At 73.6% G+C, this 26,082-nt stretch carries 13 protein-coding genes and 3 pseudogenes; 11 read left to right on the top strand and 5 right to left on the bottom strand.

Annotation, left to right across the window (positions count from 1 at the left end; translation table 11 throughout):
• Nucleotides 1–160: 160 nt before the first annotated feature.
• Nucleotides 161–3,166 carry a BTAD domain-containing putative transcriptional regulator gene (locus LNW71_RS29205; RefSeq protein WP_308294525.1) on the top strand — a complete coding sequence of 1,002 codons (3,006 nt, stop codon included), beginning with the start codon at nucleotides 161–163 and terminating at the stop codon, nucleotides 3,164–3,166.
• A gap of 124 nt (nucleotides 3,167–3,290) precedes the next feature.
• Here LNW71_RS29205 and LNW71_RS29200 read toward each other — a convergent pair whose 3' ends face one another.
• The gene (locus tag LNW71_RS29200; protein ID WP_250970928.1) at nucleotides 3,291–3,599 is read right to left on the bottom strand and encodes a hypothetical protein; all 309 of its coding nucleotides are present in this window, start codon (nucleotides 3,597–3,599) and stop codon (nucleotides 3,291–3,293) included.
• 140 nt (nucleotides 3,600–3,739) lie between these two features.
• Nucleotides 3,740–4,171, bottom strand: coding sequence for a hypothetical protein (locus LNW71_RS29195; RefSeq protein WP_250970927.1), 432 nt, complete (start codon nucleotides 4,169–4,171; stop codon nucleotides 3,740–3,742).
• 321 nt (nucleotides 4,172–4,492) lie between these two features.
• Here LNW71_RS29195 and LNW71_RS29190 point away from each other — a divergent pair, with 321 nt between their 5' ends.
• From LNW71_RS29190 to LNW71_RS29145, 10 genes and pseudogenes are all read left to right on the top strand, one after another.
• Nucleotides 4,493–5,839, top strand: a complete 1,347-nt coding sequence (locus LNW71_RS29190; protein ID WP_250970926.1) for an MFS transporter — start codon at nucleotides 4,493–4,495, stop codon at nucleotides 5,837–5,839.
• Nucleotides 5,823–7,796, top strand: a pseudogene (locus tag LNW71_RS29185) (amino acid adenylation domain-containing protein); the annotation flags it as partial. The gene LNW71_RS29190 and the pseudogene LNW71_RS29185, both read left to right, overlap by 17 nt.
• Nucleotides 7,797–7,861: 65 nt before the next feature.
• Nucleotides 7,862–9,349, top strand: a complete 1,488-nt coding sequence (locus LNW71_RS29180; RefSeq protein WP_308294573.1) for a condensation domain-containing protein — start codon at nucleotides 7,862–7,864, stop codon at nucleotides 9,347–9,349.
• Nucleotides 9,334–10,386: a MupA/Atu3671 family FMN-dependent luciferase-like monooxygenase gene (locus LNW71_RS29175; RefSeq protein ID WP_250970925.1), complete on the top strand. Its 1,053-nt coding sequence runs from the start codon at nucleotides 9,334–9,336 to the stop codon at nucleotides 10,384–10,386. Before LNW71_RS29180 ends, LNW71_RS29175 begins: the two co-directional genes overlap by 16 nt.
• A pseudogene (locus LNW71_RS29170) lies at nucleotides 10,386–12,209 on the top strand (condensation domain-containing protein); the annotation flags it as partial. The gene LNW71_RS29175 and the pseudogene LNW71_RS29170, both read left to right, overlap by 1 nt.
• Nucleotides 12,095–14,080: pseudogene (locus tag LNW71_RS29165) on the top strand (AMP-binding protein); the annotation flags it as partial. The pseudogenes LNW71_RS29170 and LNW71_RS29165, both read left to right, overlap by 115 nt.
• 208 nt (nucleotides 14,081–14,288) lie before the next feature.
• Nucleotides 14,289–15,086 carry a condensation domain-containing protein gene (locus LNW71_RS29160; protein WP_250972182.1) on the top strand — a complete coding sequence of 266 codons (798 nt, stop codon included), beginning with the start codon at nucleotides 14,289–14,291 and terminating at the stop codon, nucleotides 15,084–15,086.
• Nucleotides 15,083–19,060: an amino acid adenylation domain-containing protein gene (locus LNW71_RS29155; RefSeq protein WP_250970924.1), complete on the top strand. Its 3,978-nt coding sequence runs from the start codon at nucleotides 15,083–15,085 to the stop codon at nucleotides 19,058–19,060. The genes LNW71_RS29160 and LNW71_RS29155 overlap by 4 nt, the downstream gene beginning before the upstream one ends.
• A 4-nt stretch (nucleotides 19,061–19,064) precedes the next feature.
• Complete coding sequence (locus LNW71_RS29150; protein WP_250970923.1) at nucleotides 19,065–22,361, top strand: amino acid adenylation domain-containing protein; 3,297 nt, start codon at nucleotides 19,065–19,067, stop codon at nucleotides 22,359–22,361.
• A complete protein-coding gene (locus tag LNW71_RS29145) occupies nucleotides 22,358–24,394 on the top strand; it encodes a type I polyketide synthase (RefSeq protein WP_250970922.1) in 2,037 nt (678 codons plus the stop codon). The genes LNW71_RS29150 and LNW71_RS29145 overlap by 4 nt, the downstream gene beginning before the upstream one ends.
• Nucleotides 24,395–24,474: 80 nt before the next feature.
• On the opposite strand, the gene LNW71_RS29140 is transcribed toward LNW71_RS29145, so the two are convergent.
• The 3 genes from LNW71_RS29140 to LNW71_RS29130 form a co-directional block, all read right to left on the bottom strand.
• Nucleotides 24,475–25,227: an alpha/beta fold hydrolase gene (locus tag LNW71_RS29140; RefSeq protein ID WP_250970921.1), complete on the bottom strand. Its 753-nt coding sequence runs from the start codon at nucleotides 25,225–25,227 to the stop codon at nucleotides 24,475–24,477.
• A gap of 60 nt (nucleotides 25,228–25,287) precedes the next feature.
• Complete coding sequence (locus tag LNW71_RS29135; protein ID WP_250970920.1) at nucleotides 25,288–25,707, bottom strand: hypothetical protein; 420 nt, start codon at nucleotides 25,705–25,707, stop codon at nucleotides 25,288–25,290.
• An 88-nt stretch (nucleotides 25,708–25,795) separates the two neighbouring features.
• A complete protein-coding gene (locus LNW71_RS29130; protein WP_250970919.1) occupies nucleotides 25,796–26,029 on the bottom strand; it encodes a hypothetical protein in 234 nt (77 codons plus the stop codon).
• Nucleotides 26,030–26,082: the final 53 nt, after the last annotated feature.

The raw sequence follows: 26,082 nt of genomic DNA, 5'->3' as shown, positions 1-26,082 counted from the left end.
ACGCTCCGTGGCAGCGAAGGCCTGCCGTCGATGAACACCTTCCACCGAGTCATTCCCGAACTCTTCCCGGTGCAGTACCGCGCCTTCCCCTCCGCAGGGGCTACGATCGCCTCGCGCCGGGACAGGACCTGCGGGTGGGCAGATCTGAGGGGGAGGATGCGTGTCAACAGCAGAAGAGGTTCGGCTGCGCTTCAACATTCTTGGCCCGATTGAGGGCTGGTGGGACGGGACGCGACTGCGCCTGGGGGGAGTCATCCAGGAGCGAGTTCTGGCCACCTTGCTTCTGGAGCCCGGAAAGGTGCTTCCGGTTTCCCGGCTGGTCGAGGCGGCTTGGGACGAAGAACCGCCGCCGACGGCACCACACCAAGTGCGCAAGGCAGTTGCGGATCTCCGAAGACGCATACCGGGAGGCGCCCACGTCCTCCTCACGGACGGTCCCGGCTATCGCGTCGCCCGTGAACAATGTGAAATCGACGTGGCCGAATTTGGTCTACTGATACGTAAAGCGAAGCTCACGGCGTCCGAGGGCCGCACGGCCGAAGCCGCCGAGATATTGCGCGGCGCCCTTGCGCTCTGGCGGGGGCCTGTTATGTCGGGCGGCGGCGGTCCGGTCATAGAGGCCGCGTCGACCTCCATCGAGGAGCGCCGGCTGACCGCGGCGGAACAGCTCTTCGATCTCCACCTCGCACTCGGCGAGGCCTCCGAACTCGTCGTCGAACTGCGGGAACTGGTCCAGCAGCATCCGCTGCGCGAGTCCCTGCGCGGCCAGCTGATGCTCGCCCTGTACCGGTCCGGGCGGCAGGCAGAGGCGCTGGAGGAGTTCGGCAAGGTGCGCGAACTCCTTGTCGAGGAGCTCGGTATCGACCCCGGCTCCAAGCTGACCAAGCTGTACGAGGGCATTCTCCGGGAGAGCCCCGAGCTGGCAGGTCCCGAGCCGACGCCCACCCAGGTCATGCCCGTGACGCTGCCCTCCGAACCGCCGAGCACCCTGCCGTACGACCTCGCGGACTTCACCGGACGGGACCGGGAACTGACGGAGATCCTGCGCGGCGTCAAGGACGGCGCGGAACAGGGCCCGCTGATCGTGGCCATCGACGGCATGGGCGGCTGCGGCAAGACCTCGCTCGCGGTGCGGGCGGCGCACCGGCTCGCACCGGACTACCCGGACGGTCAACTCCACATCGATCTGCGCGGCTACACGCCGGGCGACCAGCCGGTGACCGCCGGCATCGCCCTCGACAGCCTGCTGCGGGCCATCGGCGTCCCGGGCCACCTCATCCCCGACGACGTCCCCGCCCGCACGGCCCTGTGGCGCGCCACCCTGGTCGGCAAGCGGCTGCTGATCCTCTTCGACAACGCGGCGGACGCCGCCGCCATCCGCCCGCTGCTGCCCGCCTCCCCCGGCTCCCTCATCATGGTCACCAGCCGGGCCCGGCTGGTCGATCTGGACGGTGCGCGGTGGATCTCCATCGGGGTGATGCCGCCCGAGGACAGCGCGATGCTGGTCGCCGAGACGCTCGGCGCCCAGCGCGTCGCCGCCGAGCCCGAGGCGGCGGCGGAGCTCGCCCGGCTCTGCGGCCACCTCCCGCTCGCCCTGCGGATCGCCACCGCTCGGCTGCGCAACCGGCCGCGCTGGACCCTCCAGTACCTGGCCGAGCGGCTGCGCGACGAGACCCGAAGACTCGACGAGCTGAGCTCGGGCGCCCGCAGCGTCTCCGCCACCCTGCGTCTGTCCTACCAGGCGCTGGACGAGGAGTGCCGCAACGCGTTCTCGACGCTGGCACTGCACCCGGGCAGCGACATGGACATCCACGCCGCCGGTGCGCTGCTCGGCACGGGCGCAAGGGATGCGGAGGATCTGCTCGAACTGCTGCTCGACGTCCACCTCGTGCAGCAGCCGGAGATCGGCCTCTACACCTTCCACGACCTGGTCCGCAGCTTCGCGCAGAGCCTGCTCGTCGAGTCCGCCGAGGACTCCGCGGCGGTGGAGCGGCTGCTGGGCTACTACCTGACCGCCACCGAGGTGGCGTGCGACCTCCTCTACTCCGGACGACGCCGGCGCAACACCGGCATCGCGCCCAGCACGGCCGAGCTGCCCGACCTCGCCACCGCCGAGCGGGCGCGGAAGTGGTTCCTGCGCGAGCAGACGGCACTCCTCGCGGCCGTCACGCTCGCCGAGCGCAACGGGCACGACCGCTACGTGGTGTGCCTGGCCCGCAACCTCGTCTTCCAGCTCAACGACCTCGGCCTCCTTGAGGAGTTCGGCGAGCTGAGCCGGGTCGCGGTCGCCGCCGCGGGCAGGCTGCAGGATCTGGCGCTGCTGGGGGTGAGCCTGTCCAACCTGGGCGTCGCCTGCTGGAAGCTCGGGCGTCTGACCGAGGGACTGGAGGCCGCCCGCAAGAGCCGGGACGTCGCGATCCGCCTCGGGGACCTGCACACCCAGGCCCACAGCGAGAGCATCCTCGGCCAGTTCAACAGTCTGCTCGGCGACTTCTCCGAGGCCCTGGTCCACATGGAGACGGCGATCGCGCATGAGCGTGACCTGGACATGCCGCGCGCGGAGGCCGAGAGCCTGACCATCCTCAGCACCCTCTACGAGCAGTGGGGCCGGTACGAGGAGGCGCGGGACGCGGCCCTGCGCTCGGCCGAACTGAGCCGGCAGCTCGGGCAGCACGAGGGGCTGCCCGGAGCCATCACCGACCTCGCCTTCGCCCATGTCGGCCTCGGCGCGTACGAGGAGGCCGAGCGCTGCCTGACGGAGGCCCGGGCGCTGTACGGGGACACCGGGAACCAGGTCAACCAGGCGCTGACCCTGGCGTTGTCCGCGGATGTGGAGAACCGGCTGGGAAGGCCTGCCCGCGTCCCGGACGAGGCGGAGCTCGCCCTCGACATGATGCGTACGAACGCCTCGCCGCTGCGCCGGGCCAAGGTGGAGAACATGGTGGGCCGGCTGCGCCGCCGGCAGGGAGACCTGGCAGCGGCGCTCGCGCTGCACGCCCATGCCCACGAGATCTCCTCGTCGCTCAGCTATCGCATCGAGAAGGCCTACGCCCTGGTCGGCATGGCCGACGCTCTCGGGGACACGCCGGACGCGGTCCGGTACCGGGCGGAGGCGGAGCAGCTCTTCGCCGGGATGGGCGTACCGGAGGGCCGGCGGCGCGGCTGACGGCAGGTCCCGGCCCGAGGAAGCACCGCGCACTCCGCCCCGCCGGCCCGCCGGCTCCGGGTCGGACAGCACCGCGCCCCGCACCGTGACTCCGGTGCGGGGCGCTTGTGTCGGGGCGGTGGGATCACATGGCGGGGGAGGTCGGACCCTTGTCGTCGTTGACCGTGTCGGTGATGACCGTCGGACCCTTGTCGTCGTTGACCGTGTCGGTGACGACCGTGGGGCCCTTGTCGTCGTCGGTGTGGACGATCACCGTGGGGCCCTTGTCGTCGGCGACCAGGTGGGTACCGATCACCGTCGGGCCCTTGTCGTCGGCGACAACCTGCTGGGTGCTCCGGGGGCTGTCCGAGTGCCCCGCCTCGACCGTCACGCCGATCCCGAAGGCCAGCGTCGCCGCGATGATCCCGAAGAGCCCAGCAAGCTTGTGTCCCATGGTCCCGCCCCTAAGTGGTGTTTGTGGGTTTTTGCGGTGTTCCGCTTCCCGACACCACTGATGTTGCTGACCGGCGTTCCCGGTCCGTTCCTGCCGCGATACCGCCTCCCGGAACTGCCGCGGGAACGGACCGGCATCGCCTACGGCCTCTCGTCCGCCTCGTGCCTGATCCCGAACGAAACGCCCTGGTCCACGTCGAGTTGGCAGGCGGCGACGCGCGGCCCGACGGGGGTGAGGACCACGCGCGTGCGGGCCGTTCCCGACTCGTGGCCGGCCAGGTCGAGCAGGGAACGTACGAGGGAGCGGAGGACCACGCGCTCCTTCTCGTCCAGGACCGCCGGGCAGGCGTCGTCCCCGGGCGGCCACACCGCGATCCCCGCCACCGTGTGCATGCCGTTCTCGGTCCTGGTCTCGACGCTCAGCTGGGGCCCCTCCCAGGGCTCCGGCGCGGCGTAGGGACGGGTATGAACGCCGGACGCCACGTGCTCGGCCCACCGTTCCACGGTGGAGAGGTCCTGGAGGGCCTGGCGCAGTTCCGTCCCGTCGGGCGAACGATCCCTGGGGTCCTTCACGTGAGTACTCCTTCTGCAGACAACTACGGAACGACCCTTGCCCTCCCGGCTCCCGCTTCCCTCCCGATCCGTTCCCGCTCCCTTCCCGTTCCCGCGTTCGCTAAGGGAACGCAGCGGTAATCGGTGGACGCATGATGACCCCGTTCGATCCAGACAGGGACCCGTGGTGGTCCGCAGGGGATGCGACATCCTGGGAGATTGAGGCGTGGTGACCAAACCATTCGACGGCGGCGGCACGAAGTGCCGGACGCCGGAGCACAACGGACACGAATCCTGATGGGCGCCCGGATATCAACGGACATTCCTGGTCGTTTCTCGGGAATGGGCCCCTTTCTCCTCGTCTGGTCCGGTCAGGCGGTATCCCTGGCAGGCAGCGCGGCGGTCCGGTTCGCCTTCATCGTCGAAGTGTGGTCGAGCGGTGAGCAGGCAACCGCCGTCACCATTCTCTCGCTGTGCGCCATGCTGCCGCAGGCCGTGTTCAGCCCCATTGCGGGCGCAATCGTCGACCGGATATCCAAGCGCGCCGCACTTCAGATAGCCGACGCCGGCGGGCTCCTCGTCGTGGGCACGCTGGCCCTGCTCCACTACCTCGGCGGGTTCCAGGCCTGGCAGGTGTATCCGGCCGCCGTACTGCTCGGCGTCTGTGCCGCCTTCCAGTTCCCGGCGCTGTCCTCGGCCGTGCCCCTCCTGGTCCGCAAGGACCAACTCGACCGTACCAACGGCCTGCTGGCTGGCGCGAAGAGTGCCGCCGGGATCGGTGGCCCCGCGCTCGGCGGCCTCCTCGTCGCCCTCTTCGGAATCGGCCCGACGCTCCTGGTCGACGTGGCGAGCTATGCGTTCGCCCTCATCGGCATCAGGCTGGTGCGCTTCACCGGCGACCGGGTGGCGACGGACACCGGCGCACCGCGCCGGCGGATCACCGCCGACGCGGTCGAGGGGCTGCGCTACCTGTTCCGGGTGCCCAGCCTGCGCGATCTGATCATCAACTTCTGCGTCGTCAACCTCGTCATGGTCTTCGGCTTCGCCCTCATCTCGCCGATGGTGCTGCTGCGGGCCGGCAACGGGGCACTCGCCGCCGTCAACACCTCCGTCGGCATCGGCGGAGTGGCAGGCGCCCTGCTCCTGGCGGCCTGGGGCGGCCCCGCGAACCGGGGCCGGGGCATGATGCTCGGCGTGGTCGGCATGTGCCTGTCCGGCCTGGTGGCGATGGGTCTGGTCGGCGGCGTGACCGGCTGGTGCCTGGCCATCCTGGTCGGCGCGCTGCTCATGACGACGGTCAACTCGTCGATGCAGACGATCGTGCAGACCAAGGTCCCCCACGAATGGCAGGGCCGGGTCTTCGGCGCGGTGATGTTCCTGTCGCAGATCTCCGTACCCGTGGCCATGGCGGTCGCCGGGCCGCTCGCCGACCACGTCTTCGAACCGCAGGCCGCCCAGGGCTCCGGGCTCTTCACGGCGCTCGGCCCCCTCGTCGGTGACGGGCCGGGCAGCGGCATGGCGGCCATGCTGCTCCTCGCCGGCGTCGGCGGGACCGCCGTCGCCCTGTGGGGACTCGCCAGCCGCTCGATCAGGGACATCGACGTCCTGCTGCCCGACCTCGACGCACCGCAGGCGCCGGCCGGGCAGAGCGACCACCAGGGAGGTGAGCGGGATGAGGTGCACGCATGAACTGTTCGAGGAACAGGCGGCGCGGGCGCCCGGCGCGACCGCGCTGATCCATGGCGGCGAACGGCTCACCTACGCCGAACTCGACCACCGGGCCGACCGGTTGGCGGGGCTGCTCACCGCGCGGGGCATCCGGCCCGGCGACACGGTGGGCGTGTACCTGGAGCGCTCCACCGCACTGGTCGTGACGGTGCTCGGCATCCTCAAGGCCCGAGCCGCCTATGTGATGCTCGACCCGGCCTTCCCCGTCGAACGGCTGCGTGCGATGGCCGAGGACGCCGGCACGGCCGTGGTCGTGTCGGCCCGGGACGCCGCGCCCGGTCCACTCGGCGTGACACCGGTGCACGTCGAGGACGCCTCCGGGGCCGAGCCGCTGCCCCGCGGCGGCGCCGCTGCCCGGTCCGGCGACCTGGCCTGCGTGATGTTCACCTCCGGATCGACCGGGCGGCCGAAGGGCATCGCCGCGACGCACCACGCGCTCACGTCCACCCTCACCGGACAGGACTTCGCTTCGTTCGGACCGGGCTCCGTCTGGCTCCAGTGCGCGCCGCTGTCCTGGGACGCGTTCGCTCTGGAGCTGTGGGGGCCGCTGATGAACGGCGGAACCTGCGTCCTGCACCCCGGGCGGCGGCCCGATCCCTTCCAGATGGCACGGCTCGTCGCCGAGCACGGCATCACCTCGATGTACCTCTCGGCCTCCCTCTTCAACGTCGTCGTCGACGAGTACCCGCAGGTGATGGACGGGCTGCGGGAACTCGTGGTGGGCGGCGAGGCCCTGTCCCCTCCGCATGCGGCCCGCGCCCTGGAGCGCAGGCCGGACCTGCGGCTGAGCAACGGCTACGGGCCCGTCGAGTGCATGATCTTCCTGACCGTGCACCCGGTGGTCCCGGCCGAGCTGGGCGCCGGCCCGGTGCCCATCGGCCGTCCGCTGGCCGGTAAGCGGCTGTACGTCCTCGACGAGGAGCTCCGTCCGGTCCCGGACGGCGGAACCGGTGAGATCTACGCCGCCGGGGCGGGCCTCGCCCGCGAGTACCGGGGCCGCCCCTCACTCACCGCGGAACGCTTCGTCGCGGCCCCGTCCGGGGAGCGCGTCTACCGCACGGGTGACCTCGGGCGCCGGCGTGGCGACGGGGTCTTCGAGTACCGGGGCCGGGCCGACAGCCAGGTGAAGATCCGGGGCTTCAGGGTGGAGCCGGGCGAGGTCGAGAGCGTACTGGTCCGGCACCCCGACATCGACCGGGCGGCGGTGCTCGCCCATGAACACCCGGCGGGCGACCGGCAGCTGACCGCGTACGTCGTGCCGCGCGGTGGCGCCCGACACGGCTTCCAGGAAGCAGGGTTGCGCTCCTTCGCCCGCGGTCTGCTGGCCGACTACCTGGTGCCGGCGGTCTTCGTCCCGCTGGACGCGCTGCCGCTGACCCCCAGCGGGAAGCTGGACCGGTCCGCGCTGCCCGAGCCCGGGCCCGCGCCCGCACCCGCCGGCCGACCGGCGTCGAGCGGGACCGTGGCCGCGCTGTGCGACCTCTTCTCCCAGGTGCTGCACACCGGTCCGGTCGGTCCGGACGACGACTTCTTCTCCCTGGGAGGGCACTCCCTGCTCGCCGCCCGGCTGCTGGGACGGATCCACACCGCACTCGGCGCCGAGATCGACATCCGCGGGCTCTTCGAGGCTCCCACCCCCGCGCTGCTCGCCCCGTTCGTCGACACCGCTCCCCCGGCGCCCCGCGCGACACCCGCCGCCGCGTCCGGCACCCGTTCCGGCGCGCTCCCCGTCTCGCACGCGCAGCACCGGCTGTGGTTCCTGGACCGGCTCGGATCCGGAGCCGCGTACAACCTGCCGATGCTGGTGAGGCTGCGCGGCCCGGTGGACCCGGCCGCATTGGAGGACGCCCTGGCCCGGGTCGCCGACCGTCACGAGGTCCTGCGCACCGTCTTCGAGGAGTACGACGGCGCCCCCGTACGGCGGGTGCTGACCGGGGCGGCCGCACGGCCCCCTTGCGCCATCTGCGGATCGCCGGGGATTCGGTGGACCGGGAGATCGGCCGGGAGGCCCGCCACCGCTTCGACCTGCGCGGCGAAATTCCGGTGCGGGCGACCCTGTTCACCACCCGGGAGCGGCCGGGCGAGCACGCGCTGCTGGTGCTGGTCCATCACATCGCCGGGGACGGCTGGTCCCTGCGGCCGCTCTTCCGTGACCTGTCACGCGCCTACGAGGCACGGGTCCGGGGCGCCGGCGCGGCCGGACTCCCGCCGCTCGCCGTCCCGTACGCGGAGCACGCCCGCCACCAGCTCGACCGGCTCGGCGCACCGTCCGACCCGCACGCGCTCGCCGCCCGCCAGCTCACCTACTGGCGCAAGGAGCTGGACGGGCTGCCCGCCGACGGTCCGCTGCTGCCCCGCCGCGCCGGCCGGCCCGCCGTACCCGGACCGGCCGCCCGGGTCGTGGTGGCCCGGCTCGACGCGGCGGCCCACGCCCGTGTCGTCGAGTCGGCACGTGCCGGGGGCGCCACCCTCTTCATGGCCCTGCACGCCGCGCTGGCCACCGTGCTGGTGCGGGCCGGTGCGGACGAGGACCTGGCGATCGGCGCCCCGGTGGCCGGCCGGGCCGGGGACGGCAGCGTCGAGGACGTCGTCGGTTTCTTCGTCAACATGCTGGTGCTGCGCACCGACCTGTCCGGCGACCCCACGGCGGCGGAACTGCTCGCCCGGGTACGGGAGACGGACCTTGCCGCCTTCTCCCACCAGGACGTGCCGTTCGAGGACGTGGTCGGGGCCCTCAACCCGCCGCGCTCCCCCGGCCGTCAACCCTTCACCGACGTGGTGCTGGCCCTCCAGAACAACGCACGGGCCGAGGTCACGCTGCCCGGTGCCGAGGACGGCGTCGAGGTCGTGCGCACCGGCGCCGCCAGGTTCGAACTCCTGGTGGACGTGACGGACTCCACCTCGGACCGGGGCGCGCCCGACGGGCTGACCCTGACCTTCGAGTACCGCGGGGAGGCACTGGAGACGGAATTCGTCCAGTGGCTCGCGCACGCCCTCCCGCACGCCCTGGAGACCGCCGCGTCCGCCCCCGGCACGCCCTTGTCGCGGCTGGGCCTCCCCGCCCCGCCCCGGCGCGCCGGGGAGAGCGACCGCGCCCCGGCGCCGGCCCGGCACCGGGCCCCGGCCGCGCGCCCGATGACCACGCTGGAGCGGGAGACCGCCGCCGTGTGGTGCGAGGTCCTCGGCGTGCCGAGCGCCGGCCCGCACGACGACTTCTTCGCCCTCGGCGGCAACTCCCTGCGCGCCGTGCGCGCCGTGGCCCGGCTCGCCGCCGGCCGGCCGGTGACCGTGGCCCAGCTGTTCGCCGCCCCGACCGTCGCCGCCTTCGCCGCGGTACTGGAACGGGCGGCCGCCCTGCCCGTACCGGTCGCCTCGGCCCCCATCCCGCGCCGCCCCCGCGTGGCGCGGCGCCCGGAACCCCAGACCCAGCCCAGCAGGAAGCAGGAGGAGTCGCAGTGGACCTCAGTGTGATGTTCTTCGGTGCGGACAGCACCACCGCCGGCGAGGCCCGGCACACCGAGACGTACGAGGACATCCTCACCGTGGCCCGGACCGCCGACCGGCTCGGGTTCCACGCCGTCTGGACCCCCGAGCGGCACTTCCAGCAGGTGGGGCAGGTCTTCCCCAGCCCGCCGGTGCTCAGCGCGGCGCTCGCCGTCGCCACCGAGCGGATCCGGATCAGGGCCGGCAGCGTCGTACTGCCGCTCCACCACCCGCTGCGGGTGGCGGAGGACTGGGCCGTCGTCGACAACCTCTCGCACGGCAGGGTCGGTCTCTCCGTCGCCACGGGCTGGCACTCCAAGGACTTCACGCTGGCCCCCGAGCAGTACGCGGACCGCCGGCGGACCGCACTGGAGAACATCCCGCGGCTGCGGTCGCTGTGGGCGGGCGAGCCCGCCGAGTACCCCGACGGCACCGGCGCGCCGGTCTCCGTGACGCCCCAGCCCAAACCCGTACAGGACACCCTGCCGCTGTGGCTCACCACGTCCGGCAACCCGGAGACCTGGGAGGCGGCCGGCCGGCTGCGCGCCGGGGTGCTCGGCGCGACCGTCGGCCAGAGCCGGGACGAGCTGGCCGAGAAGATCGCCCTCTACCGCGCCGCCTGCGCCGCCGCACCCGACCAGCGGGGCACCGACGCGCACGGCCGCGTCACGCTCATGGCCCACACGTTCGTCGCCGCCGACGACGCGGAGGTCCGCCGGCTGGCGGGCGCACCCCTCAAGACGTATCTCGCCTCGTACGTCCGCCAGACCGCGGCCAACCGGTCCGCGGACGCCACGACCGCACAGCTCTCCGAGCAGCAGACCGCGATGCTGGCCGACTTCGCCTTCGAGCGCTATCTGAGCTGGGGCAGCCTCCTCGGCTCCCCGGGCCACTGCGCCAAGATGCTCGCCGATCTGGCCGAGCTGGGCGTCGACGAGGTCGCCTGCTTCATCGACTTCGGCATCGGACGGGACGACGTACTGGCCGGGCTGCACCGGTTGGCCGAACTGAAAGAGAACCTGTGATGAGCGCCCCCACCGTTTCGCGCACCGCACCGGGTGCGGCTTCCCCCTCCATGGCCGACCGGTTCGGCGCACTGGGCAGGGAGCAGCGGGTCCGTCTGATGCGCCGCCTCCTTCAGGCGGGGCGGGCCCGTGAGATACCCGCCGTCATACCGCCGCGCGACCCGGAACGCCGGGTGCCGCTCAGCCCCGCGCAGCACGACCTGTGGGTGTACGACTCGCTGTATCCCGGCACCCCCGCGCTCAACCTGTGCGCCGCCTACCACTTCGAGCAGCCCGTGGATCCGGCGCACCTGGAGGCGGCGCTGACGCTGATCCAGCGTCACCACGACATCCTGCGGACCAGGATCGTGACGGACCCGTCGGGCGAACTGCACGTGGAGTTCCCGGACGAGGGCACCTTCGACCTGGAGCGTGAGGACCTGCGGGGCACCGCCGGGACGATCGACGAAGCCTTCGAGACCTTCCGCAACCGCCCCTTCGACCTGGGCCGGGACAAGCTGATCCGGGCCCGCTTCGTCCGGGTCGACGAGCGGCGTTCCACGCTGATGCTGAGCCTGCACCACACCATCAGCGACTGGTGGTCCTTCGACGTGCTGCAGAACGAGTTCGCCCAGGCGTACAGCGCCCTGCGCGACGGTCTGGAGCCGCCGCTCACCCGGCCGGCCGTCCAGTACGCCGACTTCTCGTCCTGGCAGAGCGAGCTGGCGGAGTCCGGGGTCTTCGCGAGCCGGCTCGACTTCTGGCGGCGCTATCTGGCCGACCCTCCCGGCCCGCTCACCGTTGCGGGCGGCACTGCCGGCATCGCCGACGGCGACGGCATCGCGCAGGTTCCCTTCCACATCGACGCCCCGACCACCGCGGCCGTGCGGGCCCTGGCCCGGGAGCGCGGCGCCTCGGTCTACGTCGTCCTGATGGCCGCCTTCGCCGTCCTGGCCCACCGGGTGAGCGGCGCCGACGACCTGGTGATCGGTACGCCCATCGCCAACCGTGCGGCCAAGGGCCTGGACCAGGTCATCGGGTACGTGATGAACGCGGTGCCGACCCGCTGGCAGGTGGGCCCGGACCGGTCCTTCGCCGACGTGCTCGCCGGATTCGCCGTCGACTTCCCGGATCTGATGGCCAACGCGGACGTGCCCGTGGGCCGGATCGTGTCGGCTGCCGCGCCCGAGCGCAGCGCGGGCCGGGCCCCGCTGTTCCAGTGGGTGTTCATGCACCTGACGCAGCAGCCCAGCGTCTCGGTGATGAAGGAGTTCGCGGAGCCCGAGCGCATCCACACCGGCGGCGAGCACGACCTCGTCGGCGTGGTGAAGGACAGCGGCGACGGCATGGAGGGCAGCTTCGGGCTGCGGACCGATGTCTTCAGCCCTGCGACGGTGGCCCGCTGGACGCAGTGCTACGTCGAGCTCCTGCGGCAGATCACCGCCGACCCCACGGCGCTCATCGGGGACATCGACCTGGTGCCCGCCGCCCTGCGCGGTCAGCTGCTCGCAGGCTCCGCCGGGCCCGCCGCCCCGGCCCCTCTCTCGCTGCCCGAGCTGGTGACCCGGCAGGCGGCCCGCACACCGGACGCGCCGGCCGTCGAGTCCCCGCGGCACACCCTCAGCTACGCCCAACTCGACGACCGGGTAGCCCGGTTGGCCGGTCAGCTGGCGCGCCGCGGGGCCGGGCCCGGACAGATCGTGGCCCTGGCCATGGCCCGCGGCAGCGACTGGCCGGTGGCGGCTCTGGCCGTCCAGCGCTGCGGCGCCGCGTACCTGCCCCTCGACCCCGCCCACCCGGCCGAGCGCATCCGCCGGGTACTCGCCGAGGCCGCGCCCGTGCTCGTGGTCACCGAACCCGGCGCCGCCCCCTGGACACCGGCGTCCCGGCCCTGGTCCTGGACGAGGACGCCTGGGCCGGAGCGCCGCTGCCCGCGGCCGGGCCCGACCTGGACGGTGTCGCCCACGTCATCCACACCTCCGGCTCCACCGGAACCCCCAAGGGGGTGCTGGTCACCCATGCCGGCGTGGCCGCGCTCACCCGCAGCCTGGTCGAGGGCATCGCGCTGGACACCGACAGCCGGGTGCTCCAGCTCGGGCCGCCCTCCTTCGACATCTCCGTCGGCGAACTGTGCCTGGCCTTCGGCTCGGGCGGAACCCTGGTGCTGCCGCCTCCGGGGCCCCTCGTGGGCGAGGCGCTCGGGACGGTGCTGAGCGAGCGGCGGATCTCCTGCGCGTTCGTCCCGCCGTCCGTGCTGGCGACCGTGCCGGCCGGGCCTCATCCGCAACTGCGCACCCTGGTCGTCGGCGCGGAGGCCTGCCCGCCGGACCTGGTGGCCCGCTGGGCCGGGGCCGGACGGCGTTTCCACAACGCCTACGGGCCCACCGAGTCCACCGTCGTCGCCACCTTCTCCGGGCCGCTGGACGCCGACACGACGGTGCCGCCCATCGGCACACCGGTGGCGGGCACGACCGCCTACGTACTCGACGACCGGCTGCGTCCGGTGCCGGCCGGGGTCGGCGGCGAGCTCTACCTGGCCGGTGCCGCACTCGCCCTCGGCTACCTGGGGCGTGCCGCGCTCACCGCCGAGCGGTTCGTCGCCGACCCCTACGGTCCGCCCGGCAGCCGCATGTACCGCACCGGCGACCTGGTCCACCGGGACGACGACGGCCTCACGTACTACCTCGGGCGCGACGACGAGCAGGTGAAGCTGCGCGGGCTGCGGATCGAACCGGGCGAGGTCGCCGCCGCCCTGGCCGAACACCCTTCCGTGGAGCGGGCGGTGGCCGTCGTCCGGCACGACCGGCCGGGCGCCGCACAGCTCGTCGCGTACGTGGTGCCCGCGCAGGGCGCCGAGATCGACGAGGACGCGCTGCTCCTGCACGCCTCTGGCCGGCTGCCCGCGGCCATGGTCCCGGCCGCCGTCGTGGCCCTGGACGCACTGCCGTTGTCGTCCCACGGCAAGCTGGACCGGGCCGCTCTGCCCGCGCCCGCCCGGCGGGCCGGTGACGCCGTCCGGCTCCCGGGGTCGGTGCGTGAGGAGATCCTCTGCGGGCTCTTCGCGGAGCTCCTGGACCTCGAACAGGCCGGCGCCGACGACGACTTCTTCCGTCTCGGCGGCGACAGCATCATGGCGATCCAGCTCGCGGCCCGGGCGAGGGCGGCCGGTCTCGTGCTCTCGCCGCACGACGTGTTCACCGTACGCACTCCCGCACGGCTGGCCGTGCTGGCCCGCACGCCCGGGACCGACGCCCCGGCGGAGGAGGACACCGGTTCCGGGCGGCTGCCCCTCACCCCGGTGATGCACTGGTGGCGCGAACAGGTGCTGGACACCTCGGCGTTCACGCAGTCCATGCTGTTCCCGCTGGCGCCCGGCACCGGCCTCGCGGCGATCGAGGAAGCCGTCGCCACCCTGGTCGGGCGGCATGCGGCACTGCGGATGCGCCTGCGGCGCGGGGACGGCAGCGACTGGGAGCTGGAGGTGCCCGTCGACAGCGCACCGGCCAACGCGCGGACCGTCCGGCTGACAGTGGCGGCGGACGCCGATCTCCACGTCCGGGCGACGGAGCTGGCACGCACCACGGCACTGCGGCCCGAGGACGGCGAGATGGTGCGGGCGGTGTGGCTCGACCCCGGCCGAGGCCGGCCCGGCGCACTGGTGCTGACCGTGCACCACCTAGCGGTGGACGGCTTCTCCTGGCGGGTCCTCGGACAGGAACTGGCCGCCGCACTCGCCCCCCGCCCGAGAGCGACGCGGCGCCGGCCAGGACCACGTCGTTCGCCCGGTGGTCCCGGCTGCTCTCCCAGGAGGCCGGTCTGCGTACCGGGGAACTGCCCTGGTGGCAGAGCCAGCTGGCTGATCCGCAGGCCCGTCTCACCGACGGCCGGGGCAGGAAGGCCGGCGGGAGACCCTCACCTTCGAGCTGAGCCCCGAGCTCACCCGGAGTGTGCTCGTCACCCTGCCTGCCGCCTTCAACTGCCGGCCCGACGCGGTGATGCTGACCGCGCTGACCGCGGCGGCCGTGCGGCGACGGGGCAGCGGATCCGCGCTCGTCGTCCACCTGGAGGGCCATGGGCGTGAGGTCGTCTCCGCCCAGGCCGATGTGTCCGGCACCGTCGGCTGGTTCACCACGCAGTACCCGGTCCGCCTGGACATCGGGGCCGCGTCGGTGACGGCCGGCGGCCGGCCGGGCGAGGCGCTGAAGTGCGTCAAGGAGCAGCTGCGGGCGGTGCCCTCCGGCGGGCTCGGCTGGGGGCTGCTGCGCTACCTCGACCCGGGGACGCGTCCGGCACTCGCCGCGCTCCCCGTACCCGATGTCCGGTTCAACTATCTGGGGCGGTTCACCGCGACCGACGCGGCGGGCGGGCGGCTGCTCGACCTCGGGCCGGACGCCGTGCCGCTCGCACACGCCCTGGAGGTCGACGTGATGGCCGTCGAGGAGAACGGCGAGCCCCTGCTGGAGGCGAGCTTCTCCTACCCGTCGGGACTGTTCACCGAGGACGAGGCGCGCGCCCTGGCCGCGGCGTGGTCCGAGGCGCTCGGCGTCCTCGCGGACCACTGCGGGCCGGACGCGGAGGCCGTCCACACCCCGTCCGACTTCCCGCTCGTCGACCTCACCGGCGACCAGCTCGAACTGCTCGCGCAGGAGATGGACTTCGGGGATCTCGAACCCGTCCCCGACGGCGCGGACGCCACCCGCGAGGAAGGGGACCGACGATGAACGAGCGCATCGCGGACGTACTGCCGCTCTCCCCGCTGCAGGAGGGCCTGCTCTTCCACGCCGCCCGGGAGACCGAGGGCCCCGACCCCTACCTGGTGCAGGCCCGTTTCCTGATCGGCCCCGGGATCACCGAGGAGACGGTACGGACTGCGGTCGGCGCGCTCCTGGACCGGCATCCGAATCTGCGTGCCTGCTTCCGGCACGAGCGGCTGGACCGGCCGGTCCAGGTCGTGCCGAAGGCGGTCGGGGTGCCGTGGGCCCGCGTGGACCTGGCGGGTCTCACCGCGGACGAGGCCGTCGCCCGGACCGAGGAGGCGCTGCGCGAGGACGCGTCGCTCCGCTTCGACCTGGCCCGCCCGCCGCTGGTCCGTGCCACGTTCCTGCGCCGCGACACCGGTGGCGAACTCATCGTGTCCTTCCACCACATCCTGCTGGACGGCTGGTCGATGCCGGTCGTCGAACGGGACCTCGCGGCCCTGGTGGCGGGGAATCCGCTGCCGCCCGCCACGCCCTACCGGGACTACCTGGTGTGGCTGAGCGGCCAGGACCGGCACAAGGCCGAAGCCGCTTGGTGCGAGGCGCTGGCGGGCCTGGAGCGGCCCGCGCTGCTGGCCCCTGCCGGACCGGACACGGCACCCGACCGTTCCCAGGTGTGGCTGACCACCGGTCTCACCGGGATGCTGGTGCGGCGGGCCGCCGCCGCGGGCGTCACCCTCAACACCCTGGTGCAGGTCTCCTGGGCGCTGGTCCTGGCCAGGCTGACCGGGTCCCGGGACCTGGTGTTCGGCGCGGTCGTCTCGGGACGCCCGCACGATCTGCCCGGGGTCGAGTCCATGGCCGGCCTGTTCATCAACACCCTGCCGGTACGGGTGCGGCTGCGGGACGGCGAGCGGGTGGACGAACTGCTGCGCCGGATCCAGGACGAGCAGTCCCGCCTGCTGGGCCACCACCACGCCCGCGCCGCCGAGGTGCAGCGCGCCGTGGGGGCCGGTGAACTCTTCGACTCGATCCTCGCCTTCGAGAACTTCCCGCGGAATGCCGGGAGTCAGCAGGGCCCCGACGCCGTGCGCCTGGTGAAGGTGACCGACGCGACGCACTACCCGGTCACGATAGCGGCGGTCGCCGAGGACCGGCTGCTGCTGTCGGTGAGCTGCCGCCGGGGCATCTCGGCCGCCTCCGTGACCGGGCGCCTGGCCCACGTACTGGAGCAGCTGGCCCGCTCTCCGCACACCCCCGTCGAGGACATCGACGCGCTGCCCGTGGCGGAGCGGCACCACCTGCTCGCGCTGGCCGACGGCCCGTCCCGCCCGCCCGCCGAACCCGCCACCCTGACCGGGCGGTTCGCCGCCCAGGTGGCCCGGACCCCGGACGCGCCGGCCGTCGACACGGACGGTGAGAGCCTCAGCTACGCCGGGCTCGACGCCGCTTCGGACCGGCTGGCCGGCCGCCTGGTGCGGGCCGGCGTGGCGCCGGGGCACACCGTGGCCCTGCTGCTGGCGCGATCGGCTTCCCTGGTCGTCGCCCAGCTCGCGGTCCTCAAGGCGGGCGCCTGCTGGCTCCCCCTCGACCCGGCGCATCCGCCGGAGCGGCTGGCCCGGCTGCTGTCCGCGGCGGCGCCCACCCTGGTCCTCGTCGCGGGGACAGGTACCGGCCCCGCTCCCCTGCCCGCCGGCACCGCGGTGCTTGACCTCACCGAAGCGTCCGGCACGACGCCCTTCGACGCGGTCGACGCCCCTCCCGGGTCCGCGGCCTGCGTGATCTACACCTCCGGTTCCACCGGGGAGCCCAAGGGCGTGGTCGTACCGCAGCAGGCGATCACCGAGCTCGCCGCCGACGGCCGCTTCGCGGGCGGCGCCCACCAACGGGTCCTGCTGCACAACCCGTACACGTTCGACGCCTCGACCTACGAGGTGTGGATCCCGCTCCTGAACGGCGGGACCGTGGTCGTCGCCCCGGCCGAAGCGGTCACGCCCGACCTGCTCAAGCGGGTGGTCGCCGACCGGCGGGTCACCGCGCTCATGCTCACACCCGAACTGCTGCGCACCGTGGCGGAGATCGCGCCCGACGCCCTGTCCGGGCTGCGCGAGGTGTGGTCCGGCGGCGACGTCCTGGCACCCGAGACCGTGCGCCGTCTGCGGGAGCACTGCCCGGGCACCGTGGTCGTCAACGGCTACGGCCCCACCGAGACGACGGTGTTCGCCACCGCGCACACCGCGACCGCGGAGCCGACGGGTCACCCGGGCGCCGTTCCCATCGGACGCCCCCTGGACAACACCCGGGCGCACGTCCTGGACGCCGGGCTGCGTCTCGTTCCGGCGGGCGCGACCGGCGAGCTGTACATCGGCGGCACCGGCCTCGCCCAGGGCTACCTCGGACGGCCGGTGGCCACGTCGGAGCGGTTCACCGCCGATCCGTACGGGCCGCCCGGCAGCCGCATGTACCGCACCGGCGACCTGGTGCGCCGCACGCCGGAGGGCGCCCTGGAGTTCGTGGGCCGGGCCGACGACCAGATCAAGGTGCGGGGCTTCCGCGTGGAGCCCGCCGAGGTCGAGACCGCGCTGGCCGGCTGCCCCGGCGTGGCGCGCGCCGTGGCCGGTGCCCGGCTCGACGCCGCCGGCGGCAAGGTGCTGGCCGCCTGGCTGGTGCCGGCGGCGGGGCCGGACGACGGCTCGGGTGCGGACCCGCAGGAGCGGTGGCGCCGGACCCTCGCCGGGGCACGGGCGCATGCCGCTCAGCACCTGCCCGCGCACCTGGTGCCGTCCCTGTGGGCCCGCATCGACGAGGTGCCGCTCACCCGCCACGGAAAGGTCGACCGGGCCGCGCTGCCCGACCCCGGACCCACCGGGGAACCGGCGGCCCACCGGGCCCCGCGCACCCCGCGCGAGCAGGAGCTGTGCGCCCTGTTCGGCACCGTGCTCGGCATCCCCGCGGTCGGGCCCGACACCGACTTCTTCCTGGCAGGCGGCCACTCACTGACGGCCCTGCGCCTGAAGTCGAAGATCGAGACGGTCCTCGGCGTACGGATCCCGGTCTCCGCCCTGTTCGACGCACCGACCCCGGCCGCTCTCGCCGCCCGCCTCGACGCGCTGCCCACCGCGGACGGCCCCGCCCCGCGGATACCCCTGCGGCCCGCCGCCGGACGCCCCACGGCCGCGACGCCGCGGGGCGAGCCGCAGCACAACAGCCTGGCGCCCGTCCTCACGCTGCGGGCCGGCGGGAACCGTACTCCGCTCATCTGCGTGCACCCGGGGCTGGGCCTGGGCTGGTCGTACGTGAACCTGCTGCCGCACCTCGATCCGGCCCGGCCGGTGCACACCCTCCAGAGTCCGGCGCTGCTGACCGGCGTGGACCTGCTCCCGCCGACCATCGGCGAGATGGCGGACCTGTACCTGCCGCGCGTCCGTGAGCTCCAGCCGCACGGGCCGTACCTGCTGCTCGGCCGGTCCTTCGGCGGGCCGCTCGCCCACGAGCTGGCGGTGCGGCTGCGCGCGGCCGGCGAGGAGGTGGCGATGCTCGCCGTGGTGGACGCGATGCCGATGCCGGACGAGATCGCCCGCACCCCGCTGGACCCCGCAGCCGTCGAGGACGAGATGCTGCGCATCCTGCTCCACTCCCACGCCCCCGGACTGCCGCTGCCGCCCGGACCCCTGAAGCGGGCCGCGGTGTTCGCCATGGCCCACGAGGGGGCCTTCGACGGCCTGTCCGACGCCGCCCTGAACACCCTGGTCGACGTCGGCGCGCATCACACCGCACTGGTCCGGCGCTGGCGCCCGTCCGGCTACGAGGGCACGACGACGCTCTTCTCCGCGACGCACGACGCCTGGCCGACCACCACCGAGAAGACCGAGGCCTGGCGGCGTGTGACCGCCGCGCTCGACGTGCACGAACTGGACTGCGGTCACAGCGACGTACTCAACCCGGGCCCGGCGGCGGAGATCGCCGCGGTCCTCGAAACCGCCCTCCGAGGGGACTGAAACCATGACCGTCGACACCGTCGATCTCATCGACCTCCACGCCGAGGAGGGCGGCGGGGACGAGGAGTACGAGTTCCCCGCCTCCGACGCCCAGAGCCGTCTGCTGGTCCTCGACCAGCTGAATCCGGGCACCGCGCAGTACAACGTCCCGGTCGCGTTCGCCGTGCACGGGCCCTTCGACACCGCCGCGTTCGGCCGTGCCCTGGATGCGCTCGTCGCCCGCCACGAGGCACTGCGGACCGTCTTTCGGACCGCCGACGACGGCACTCCGGCGCAGCGCGTCTCGGCCGTCGGCCGGGTGCGGCTCACGGTCCGGCAGGACGTGCCCGCCGACGGCGCGGACGCCCTGGTCCGGGCCGACGCCGCCCGCCCCTTCGACACCGCCGCGGGGCCGCTGCTGCGCTGCACCGTGTACGCCGTCGACGACGGCAGCCACCGGGTGCTCCTCGTCGCCCATCACCTGGTCTGCGACGGCTGGTCGCTCGGCATCATGCTGGACGGGCTGTCCGACGGGTACCGGCAGGAGGCGCGAGGTGCGGCCGGCCGGCCGGCCGGACTCCCGCTCCAGTTCCCCGACTACTCCGCCTGGCAGCGGGAGCGCACCGAGGCCGGCGCGTTCGAGGCGTCCGTGGAGCACTGGGTCGACCGACTGCGCGGCGCGCCCGTCGCCATGGAACTGCCGCTGGACCGCCCGCGCCCACCGGTCCGCACGACCGCCGGGGGGACCGAGCGCTTCCTGCTCGGCGCCGAGGTCAGGGAACGCCTGGCCGAGGTGGCCGCGTCACAGGCCGCCACTCCGTTCATGACGATGTTCGCGGTCTACAGCGCCTTCCTCGCCCGCCTCTGCGGCCGCGAGGACCTGGTTGTCGGCTACCCGGCGTCGGGGCGCGAACGGCCCGAACTCCAGGAGATGGCCGGGATGCTGACCAACACCCTGGCGTTGCGCGTGGACGTGTCGGGCGACCCGTCCCTCGACGAGCTCACCGGCCGGGTCCGGGCCTCGCTGCTCGCGGCCCAGCCCTACCAGGACGCGCCGTTCGAGGCGGTGGTCGACACCCTCGCCCCGGTCCGCGAGACGAGCCACGACCCGGTGGTGCAGGTGGCGCTCAGCTACGACGACGAGGCCGAGCTCGATCTGCGGCTGGCGGGCGCCACGACCGAACGGCTCGCTCTGACCCTGGACACCGCCAAGTTCGACTTCCACCTGTTCGTGGAGCGGTGGGGCGCCGACCTCGCCGCTCAGTTCATCTACCGCAGCGACCTGTTCGACGCCGCGACGGTGCGCCGCTGGACGGACAACTTCCGCACGCTGCTGTCCGGGCTCCTCGCGGACCCGTCCGCGCCGCTGTCCGAGGTGGAGCTGGTGGCGGCCGACGAGCGCCGCCGGATCATCGACGGCGCCGACCGCCTCGCACAGGCCGCGCCGCTGGACCGCCTGGTGCCCGACCTGATCGCCGACCAGGCCGCGATACGTCCCGACGCCACCGCCCTGGTCTGCGGCGACCTGCGACTGAGCTACGCCGAACTGCTCGCCCGGACCGACGCGCTGGCCGCCCGGCTGCGCGCCGCCGGGGTCCGGCCCGGCTTCCGGGTCGGGCTGCTCCTGCCCCGCTCCGCCGACCAGGGCATCGCGGCCCTCGCCGTCCTGCGCGCGGGCGGCGCCTACGTACCGCTGGACGGGGCGCAGCCGGAGGCCAGGCTCCACCACATGGTGGAGAGCTCGGGCACCGGACTCCTGATCACCGCCCGGGAGACCGCGCAGAAGGGGACGGCCCTCGCGGTGCCGTGCATCCGGCTCGACCGCCCGGCCGTCACGGACCCCGTCACGCCGGGGCCCGCAACACCCGGCATCCCGCCGGCCCCCGGGGACCTCGCCTACGTCCTGTTCACCTCGGGCTCCACCGGCGTCCCCAAGGGGGTGGCCGTCGAACACCGGGCTCTGGTCAACCTCACCCGGGCGGTGCGCCACTCCTTCCCCGTCGACGCGGACGACCGGGTGCTGCAGTTCGTTTCGTTCGGCTTCGACGTGGCCGTCTCCGACCTGTTCTTCCCCTGGGTGGCCGGAGCGGAGCTGCACATCCCCCGGGAGGACGAGCGGATCGGCGAGGCGCTGCTGGAGCGGCTGCGGGACTCCCGCATCACCTATGTGTTCCTGCCGCCGTCCGCCGCGATGCTGCTGCCCGACCTGACCGGACAGCTGCCCGATCTGCGGACCGTCGCGGTCGGCGGCGAGGCGTGCCCGCCCGAGCTGGTGGGGCGGCTCAGCGCGCCCGGCCGGCGGATCGTCAACGCGTACGGGCCCAGCGAGGTGACCGTCTACGCGACCACCGCGGAGCTCACCGCCGGTGAGCCGGTGGTGCTCGGCGGCGCCGTGCCCGGGGCGCGTGTCTACGTGCTCGACGAGCGGCTGCGGCCGGTCCCCGCCGGGGTGGCCGGTGAGATCTACGTCGCCGGTGCCTCACTGGGCCGGGGCTACATCGGCCGGCCCGGCCTGACCGCCGAACGGTTCGTCGCCGACCCGCACGGCGCACCGGGTACCCGGATGTACCGCAGCGGCGACCTCGGCCGGATCGACGCGCACGGTCTGATCCACTACCTCGGGCGCACCGACCTCCAGGTCAAGCTGCGTGGCGTGCGCATCGAACTCGGCGAGATCGAGACCCTGCTGGCCGGTGCGCCGGGCGTCGCCCTGGCGGCGGCCACCGTCCGCGGCACGGGCACCGAGCAGCGGCTGGTGGCGTACGTCGTGGGCCGGGACGGGGCCGCGCCGCCGGACGCGGAGCTGCGCGCCCACCTCGCGCTGCGACTGCCCGGCTCGATGGTGCCGGAGGTGTTCGTGCGCCTGGACGAGATGCCGCTCAACGGCAACGGGAAGATCGACCGGGCCCGGCTCCCGGAACCCGTCACCGTGCAGTGCCGGCCGGACGGCTCGGCCACCGTCGCGGGCACCGCGACCGAGCAGGTGGTCGCCGCCCTGTGGGCGCGCGTGCTCCACCTCGAACTGGTCGCCGTCACCGATCACTTCTTCGATCTGGGCGGCAACTCGATCCGGCTGCTGAGTGTCCTGTCCGCCCTCCGGGAGCGGGGGACGTACGGCGAACTCAGCCTCGTCGACCTGTTCCGCCACCCCACCGTCGCCTCCCTGGCCGCCTTCCTCGACCGTTCGGCCCCCGGGCCCGCCGCCGAGGCCCCCGGCATCACCCCTCCCGCCGACACGGCCGCCGCGCGCGGCGGTGACCGGCACGCACGACGCACCGCCGCAGCCCGACGCACCAGCTACCGGAAAGGCTCCACACGATGACCGAGAACGCAAGCGCCGCCGAGCCCCTCGCAGCCGACTCCGCGATCGCGGTCGTCGGGATGAGCGGCCGCTTCCCCGGCGCCCCCGACCTGGACACCTACTGGAGCAACCTCCTCGGCGGGCTCTGCTCGGTGACCGATTTCACCGAGGCGGAACTGATCGCCGACGGGGCCGACCCGCAGGAGGTGCGCGGCCGCGACTACGTGCCGTCCAAGGGGCATCTCGCGGACGCGGACCGCTTCGACGCGGAGCTGTTCGGCTTCAACCGCACCGAGGCGGCGGCCCTGGACCCGCAGCACCGGCTGCTCCTGCAGACGGCCTGGTCCGCGCTGGAGAACGCCGGACGCAATCCCCTGGACAAGGCGGCGCGTACCGGCGTGTACGTCGGCGGCGGCGTCACCGAGCACATGCTGGCGGCGCAGACCGACCCGCGGCTCGCCGCGTCCATCGGGGCGCTTCAGGTGCGCATCCTCACCGACCGCGAGTTCCTCGCCCCGTGGGTCTCCTACCGGCTGGGCCTGGAGGGTCCGAGCCTGACCGTGCAGACCGCCTGCTCGACGTCGCTGACGGCGGTGCACCTCGCCGTGCAGTCGCTGCTGCTCGGCGAGTGCGACACCGCGCTGGCCGGCGGCGTGGCCGTGGACACGCCGGGCAAGCGGGGCTACGTCCACCACCAGGGGGGCATCTTCTCGCCGGACGGCCGCTGCCGGCCCTTCGACGAGCGGGCCGGCGGCACCGTCCCCGGCAACGGGGTGGGTGTGGTCGTGCTGCGCCGGCTGTCCGACGCGCTCGCCGACAACGACCCGATCAGAGCGGTCATCCGGGGCAGCGCGGTGACCAACGACGGGGCCACGAAAGTCGGGTTCACCGCGCCCGGGGTCGACCAGCAGACCGCCGCGATCGTGGAGGCCTGGGCCGCGGCCGGACTCGAACCGGCCGACGCGCAGTACCTGGAGGCGCACGGCACGGCCACCGCGCTCGGTGACCGCATCGAGGCGGCGGCGGCGACCGCCGCGTTCAAGGGAGCGCTGGGCACCGGGCGGATCGGGATCGGCTCGGTGAAGTCGAACATCGGCCACCTGGACGCCGCCGCGGGTGTGGCCGCACTGATCAAGTCGGTGCTCATGCTGGAGCACGCGACCCTGGTGCCGAACGCCGACGCAGGCCGCCCGCACCCCGAACTCGGCTTCGAAGACTCGCCGTTCCACCTCGTCGAGCGGGCGACGTCCTGGCCGGAGCCGGAACTCGGCCGCAGGCGGGCCGGGGTGAGCTCGGTGGGCATCGGCGGCACCAACGTGCACGTGGTCCTGGAGGAGGCGCCCCGGCGCACCGCTGCCGAGGCACCGGACGGCCCGTCGACACCGGAGGTCCTGCTGCTGTCCGCCCGCACCCCGGAGGACCTCGCCGCCGTGGCCGGCCGGCTGGCACAGGCGCTGCGGGGCGACGAGGCCCCGTCCCTCGCCGACACTGCGTACACCTTGTTCCTGGGCCGTGCACCGATGGCCGTACGCGGCTATGTGCGGGCCGGGAGCCGGGCGGAGGCGGCCGAGCTGCTCGCCGGGCCGGCCTCGGGCGGTGCGGTGGACGCCGGCGGGCCCGACCCGCTCGGCGAGGCCTGGCTCGCGGGTGAGCCGGTGCTGTGGGAGCGCGGCGGCCGGCGGGCGGCGCTGCCGTCCTACCCCTTCGCCGGCGAGAGCCACGGCGCGTACCGCCTGGTGCCCCGCGCGGCCGGCGGGGAGCCGGAGCGGAGCGGCCCTTCGGCCGGCCTGGAGCAGGACATCCGCGCGCTGCTCGCCGAGGCCCTGGGCCTGGCGGACGCCGACGACCCGGAGATGACGTACTTCGCGGCCGGCGGCGACTCCCTGACCGCCGTCCACCTGGTCGGCTGCCTCCGGGACGACTTCGACCTCGACGTCCCCATCACACTGTTCCTGGAGCAGCTGACGCTGCACGAGATGGCCCGTCGGATCATCGCGGTGCGCGACGGTGACGACTCCCTCGACGCCCTGCTCGCGGAGTTCGAGGCGGAGTGAGTGAGCACCGCACAGGGCTTGGGCCCCGCCCCCGGAAGGGGGTCGGGGCCCAAGCCCTGTGCGGTGCGTGGTGCGCGGTGTCAGACGACCGTGCGGGCCGCGCGCCCGGGTACGTACGCGGCGACGAGCTCCGCGACATAGGTCAGGTGCTCACTCAGGAAGAAGTGGCCGCCCGGCAGTACATGCCGTTCGAAGGGACCGTCGGTCTCCCGCTCCCACGCCTGGACACCTTCGAGGGAGACCCGCGGGTCGCTGTCGCCGGTCAGCGCGACGACCGGGCAGTGCAGCGGCGGACCGGGGACGTAGCTGCGGGCGAAGAGCATGGCGTAGTCGGCGCGCAACGGTGGCAGCGCGAGCTGGAGTATCTCGGGATGGTTCAGCAGCTCGTCGTCCGTGCCGGACAGCAGCCGCATCTCCCCGATCAGGTCCTCGTCGCGGGGCGGGTCGGGCAGCCGCGCCTTCCGCGGCAGCGACGGGGCCTCGCTGCCCGAGACGAACAGCGCCGCGGGCGGCCGCCCTTCGGCGGCGAGCCGCCGCGCGGTCTCGAACGCCAGGATCGCTCCCATGCTGTGGCCGAACAGCATCAGCGGCCGGCCCCCGCTCGGCGGGAGCGAGGCCAGGGCGGCGTCCACGACATCACCGAGCCGTTCGGAGAACGGCTCGGCGATGCGGTCGTGCCGCCCGGGATACTGCACGACCAGTGCTTCCGCCGTTCCCGCGACCCTGGTCGACAGCGGATGGTAGCCACTGGCCGATCCACCTGCGTGCGGGAAGCACAGCAGCTGCGCTCCGGCGTCGGGGTCCGGGCGGTAGCACCGTATCCAGTTGTCCACGGCATCCCTTCTCTCGTGCTCTCGGTCCGGTCGGTGACCGGCGCCGTGAACGGTCCCCGCTCACGGCGCGGCGGCGATCCAGTCCTCCAGTTGCTCACGGGTGGTCGCCGGGTCCGCGACGAGAACGGCGAGTTCGTCGTCGCGGGGTTCCAGCGTCGTGACGGCGGGACAGCGGTGGCAGGCCTCGACACCGACCTGGTTCCACCACTTGCAGTGCGGGCGGAGGTGGCACCGTGGTACTGCGGCCGGTCCGGGCTCCGCCGGCACGGTCGTGATGCGTTCGATCAGCCCGCAGGCCTCGCCGACCCGGTTCGCGCAGTCCGACACGCAGTGCGAGGCGAACCGGAGCACCCGGTTGGGGGCTATCCCCTCCGGGATACTACCGAGAACGGCGGCGGCGGGTACGGGTTCGGCCAGGTAGACGACCTGGTCACGCTCCCCGGACCGCACGCCGAGTACCACGGTCTCCGGGCGGCTCACATCACCGCTCGGACACCATCTGAGAGGACTTTCCTGCCCGTCCCGGGCAAGGTCCGCAGTGCTGTCCACGGTGCTCACCTCCGATTCGTCAGCAGGAACTTGCGGCGACCGTGCTGACGACTATGCCGCCGATGACCCCGTCGGTGACGGCGCCCTTCTGCTGCTCGGCAGCGACCGCCTGCGCGATGCTCTTCGCGAGCTGCTCCTGGGTGGTGATCCGGTCCGGGCGCTCGGCGGCAGCGGCGTTGGTGGTACCGCCCACCGTGACGAGGCCGGCGACGAGAGCTGCGGCAGCGGCCGCGGTGCGAATGCTGTTGTTCATTCCAGTCCTCCATGAAGTCAGCTACGGCTTACAGGAGTTGACGGTAGGGTCCG

The organism is Streptomyces sp. RKAG290, from assembly GCF_023701695.1.
Taxonomy (GTDB): Bacteria; Actinomycetota; Actinomycetes; order Streptomycetales; family Streptomycetaceae; genus Streptomyces.
Note: the sequence above shows the minus strand (reverse complement) of the source record. Positions and strands in the feature narration are given on the sequence as shown.

Excerpts from the sequence above, each read along its gene's own strand:
- LNW71_RS29200 (WP_250970928.1), bottom strand. The coding sequence starts at position 3,599 with ATGGGACACAAGCTTGCTGGGCTCTTCGGGATCATCGCGGCGACGCTG.
- LNW71_RS29155 (WP_250970924.1), top strand. The coding sequence starts at position 15,083 with ATGAACGAGCGCATCGCGGACGTACTGCCGCTCTCCCCGCTGCAGGAG.
- LNW71_RS29130 (WP_250970919.1), bottom strand. The coding sequence starts at position 26,029 with ATGAACAACAGCATTCGCACCGCGGCCGCTGCCGCAGCTCTCGTCGCC.
- LNW71_RS29145 (WP_250970922.1), top strand. The coding sequence starts at position 22,358 with ATGACCGAGAACGCAAGCGCCGCCGAGCCCCTCGCAGCCGACTCCGCG.
- LNW71_RS29150 (WP_250970923.1), top strand. The coding sequence starts at position 19,065 with ATGACCGTCGACACCGTCGATCTCATCGACCTCCACGCCGAGGAGGGC.
- LNW71_RS29190 (WP_250970926.1), top strand. The coding sequence starts at position 4,493 with ATGGGCCCCTTTCTCCTCGTCTGGTCCGGTCAGGCGGTATCCCTGGCA.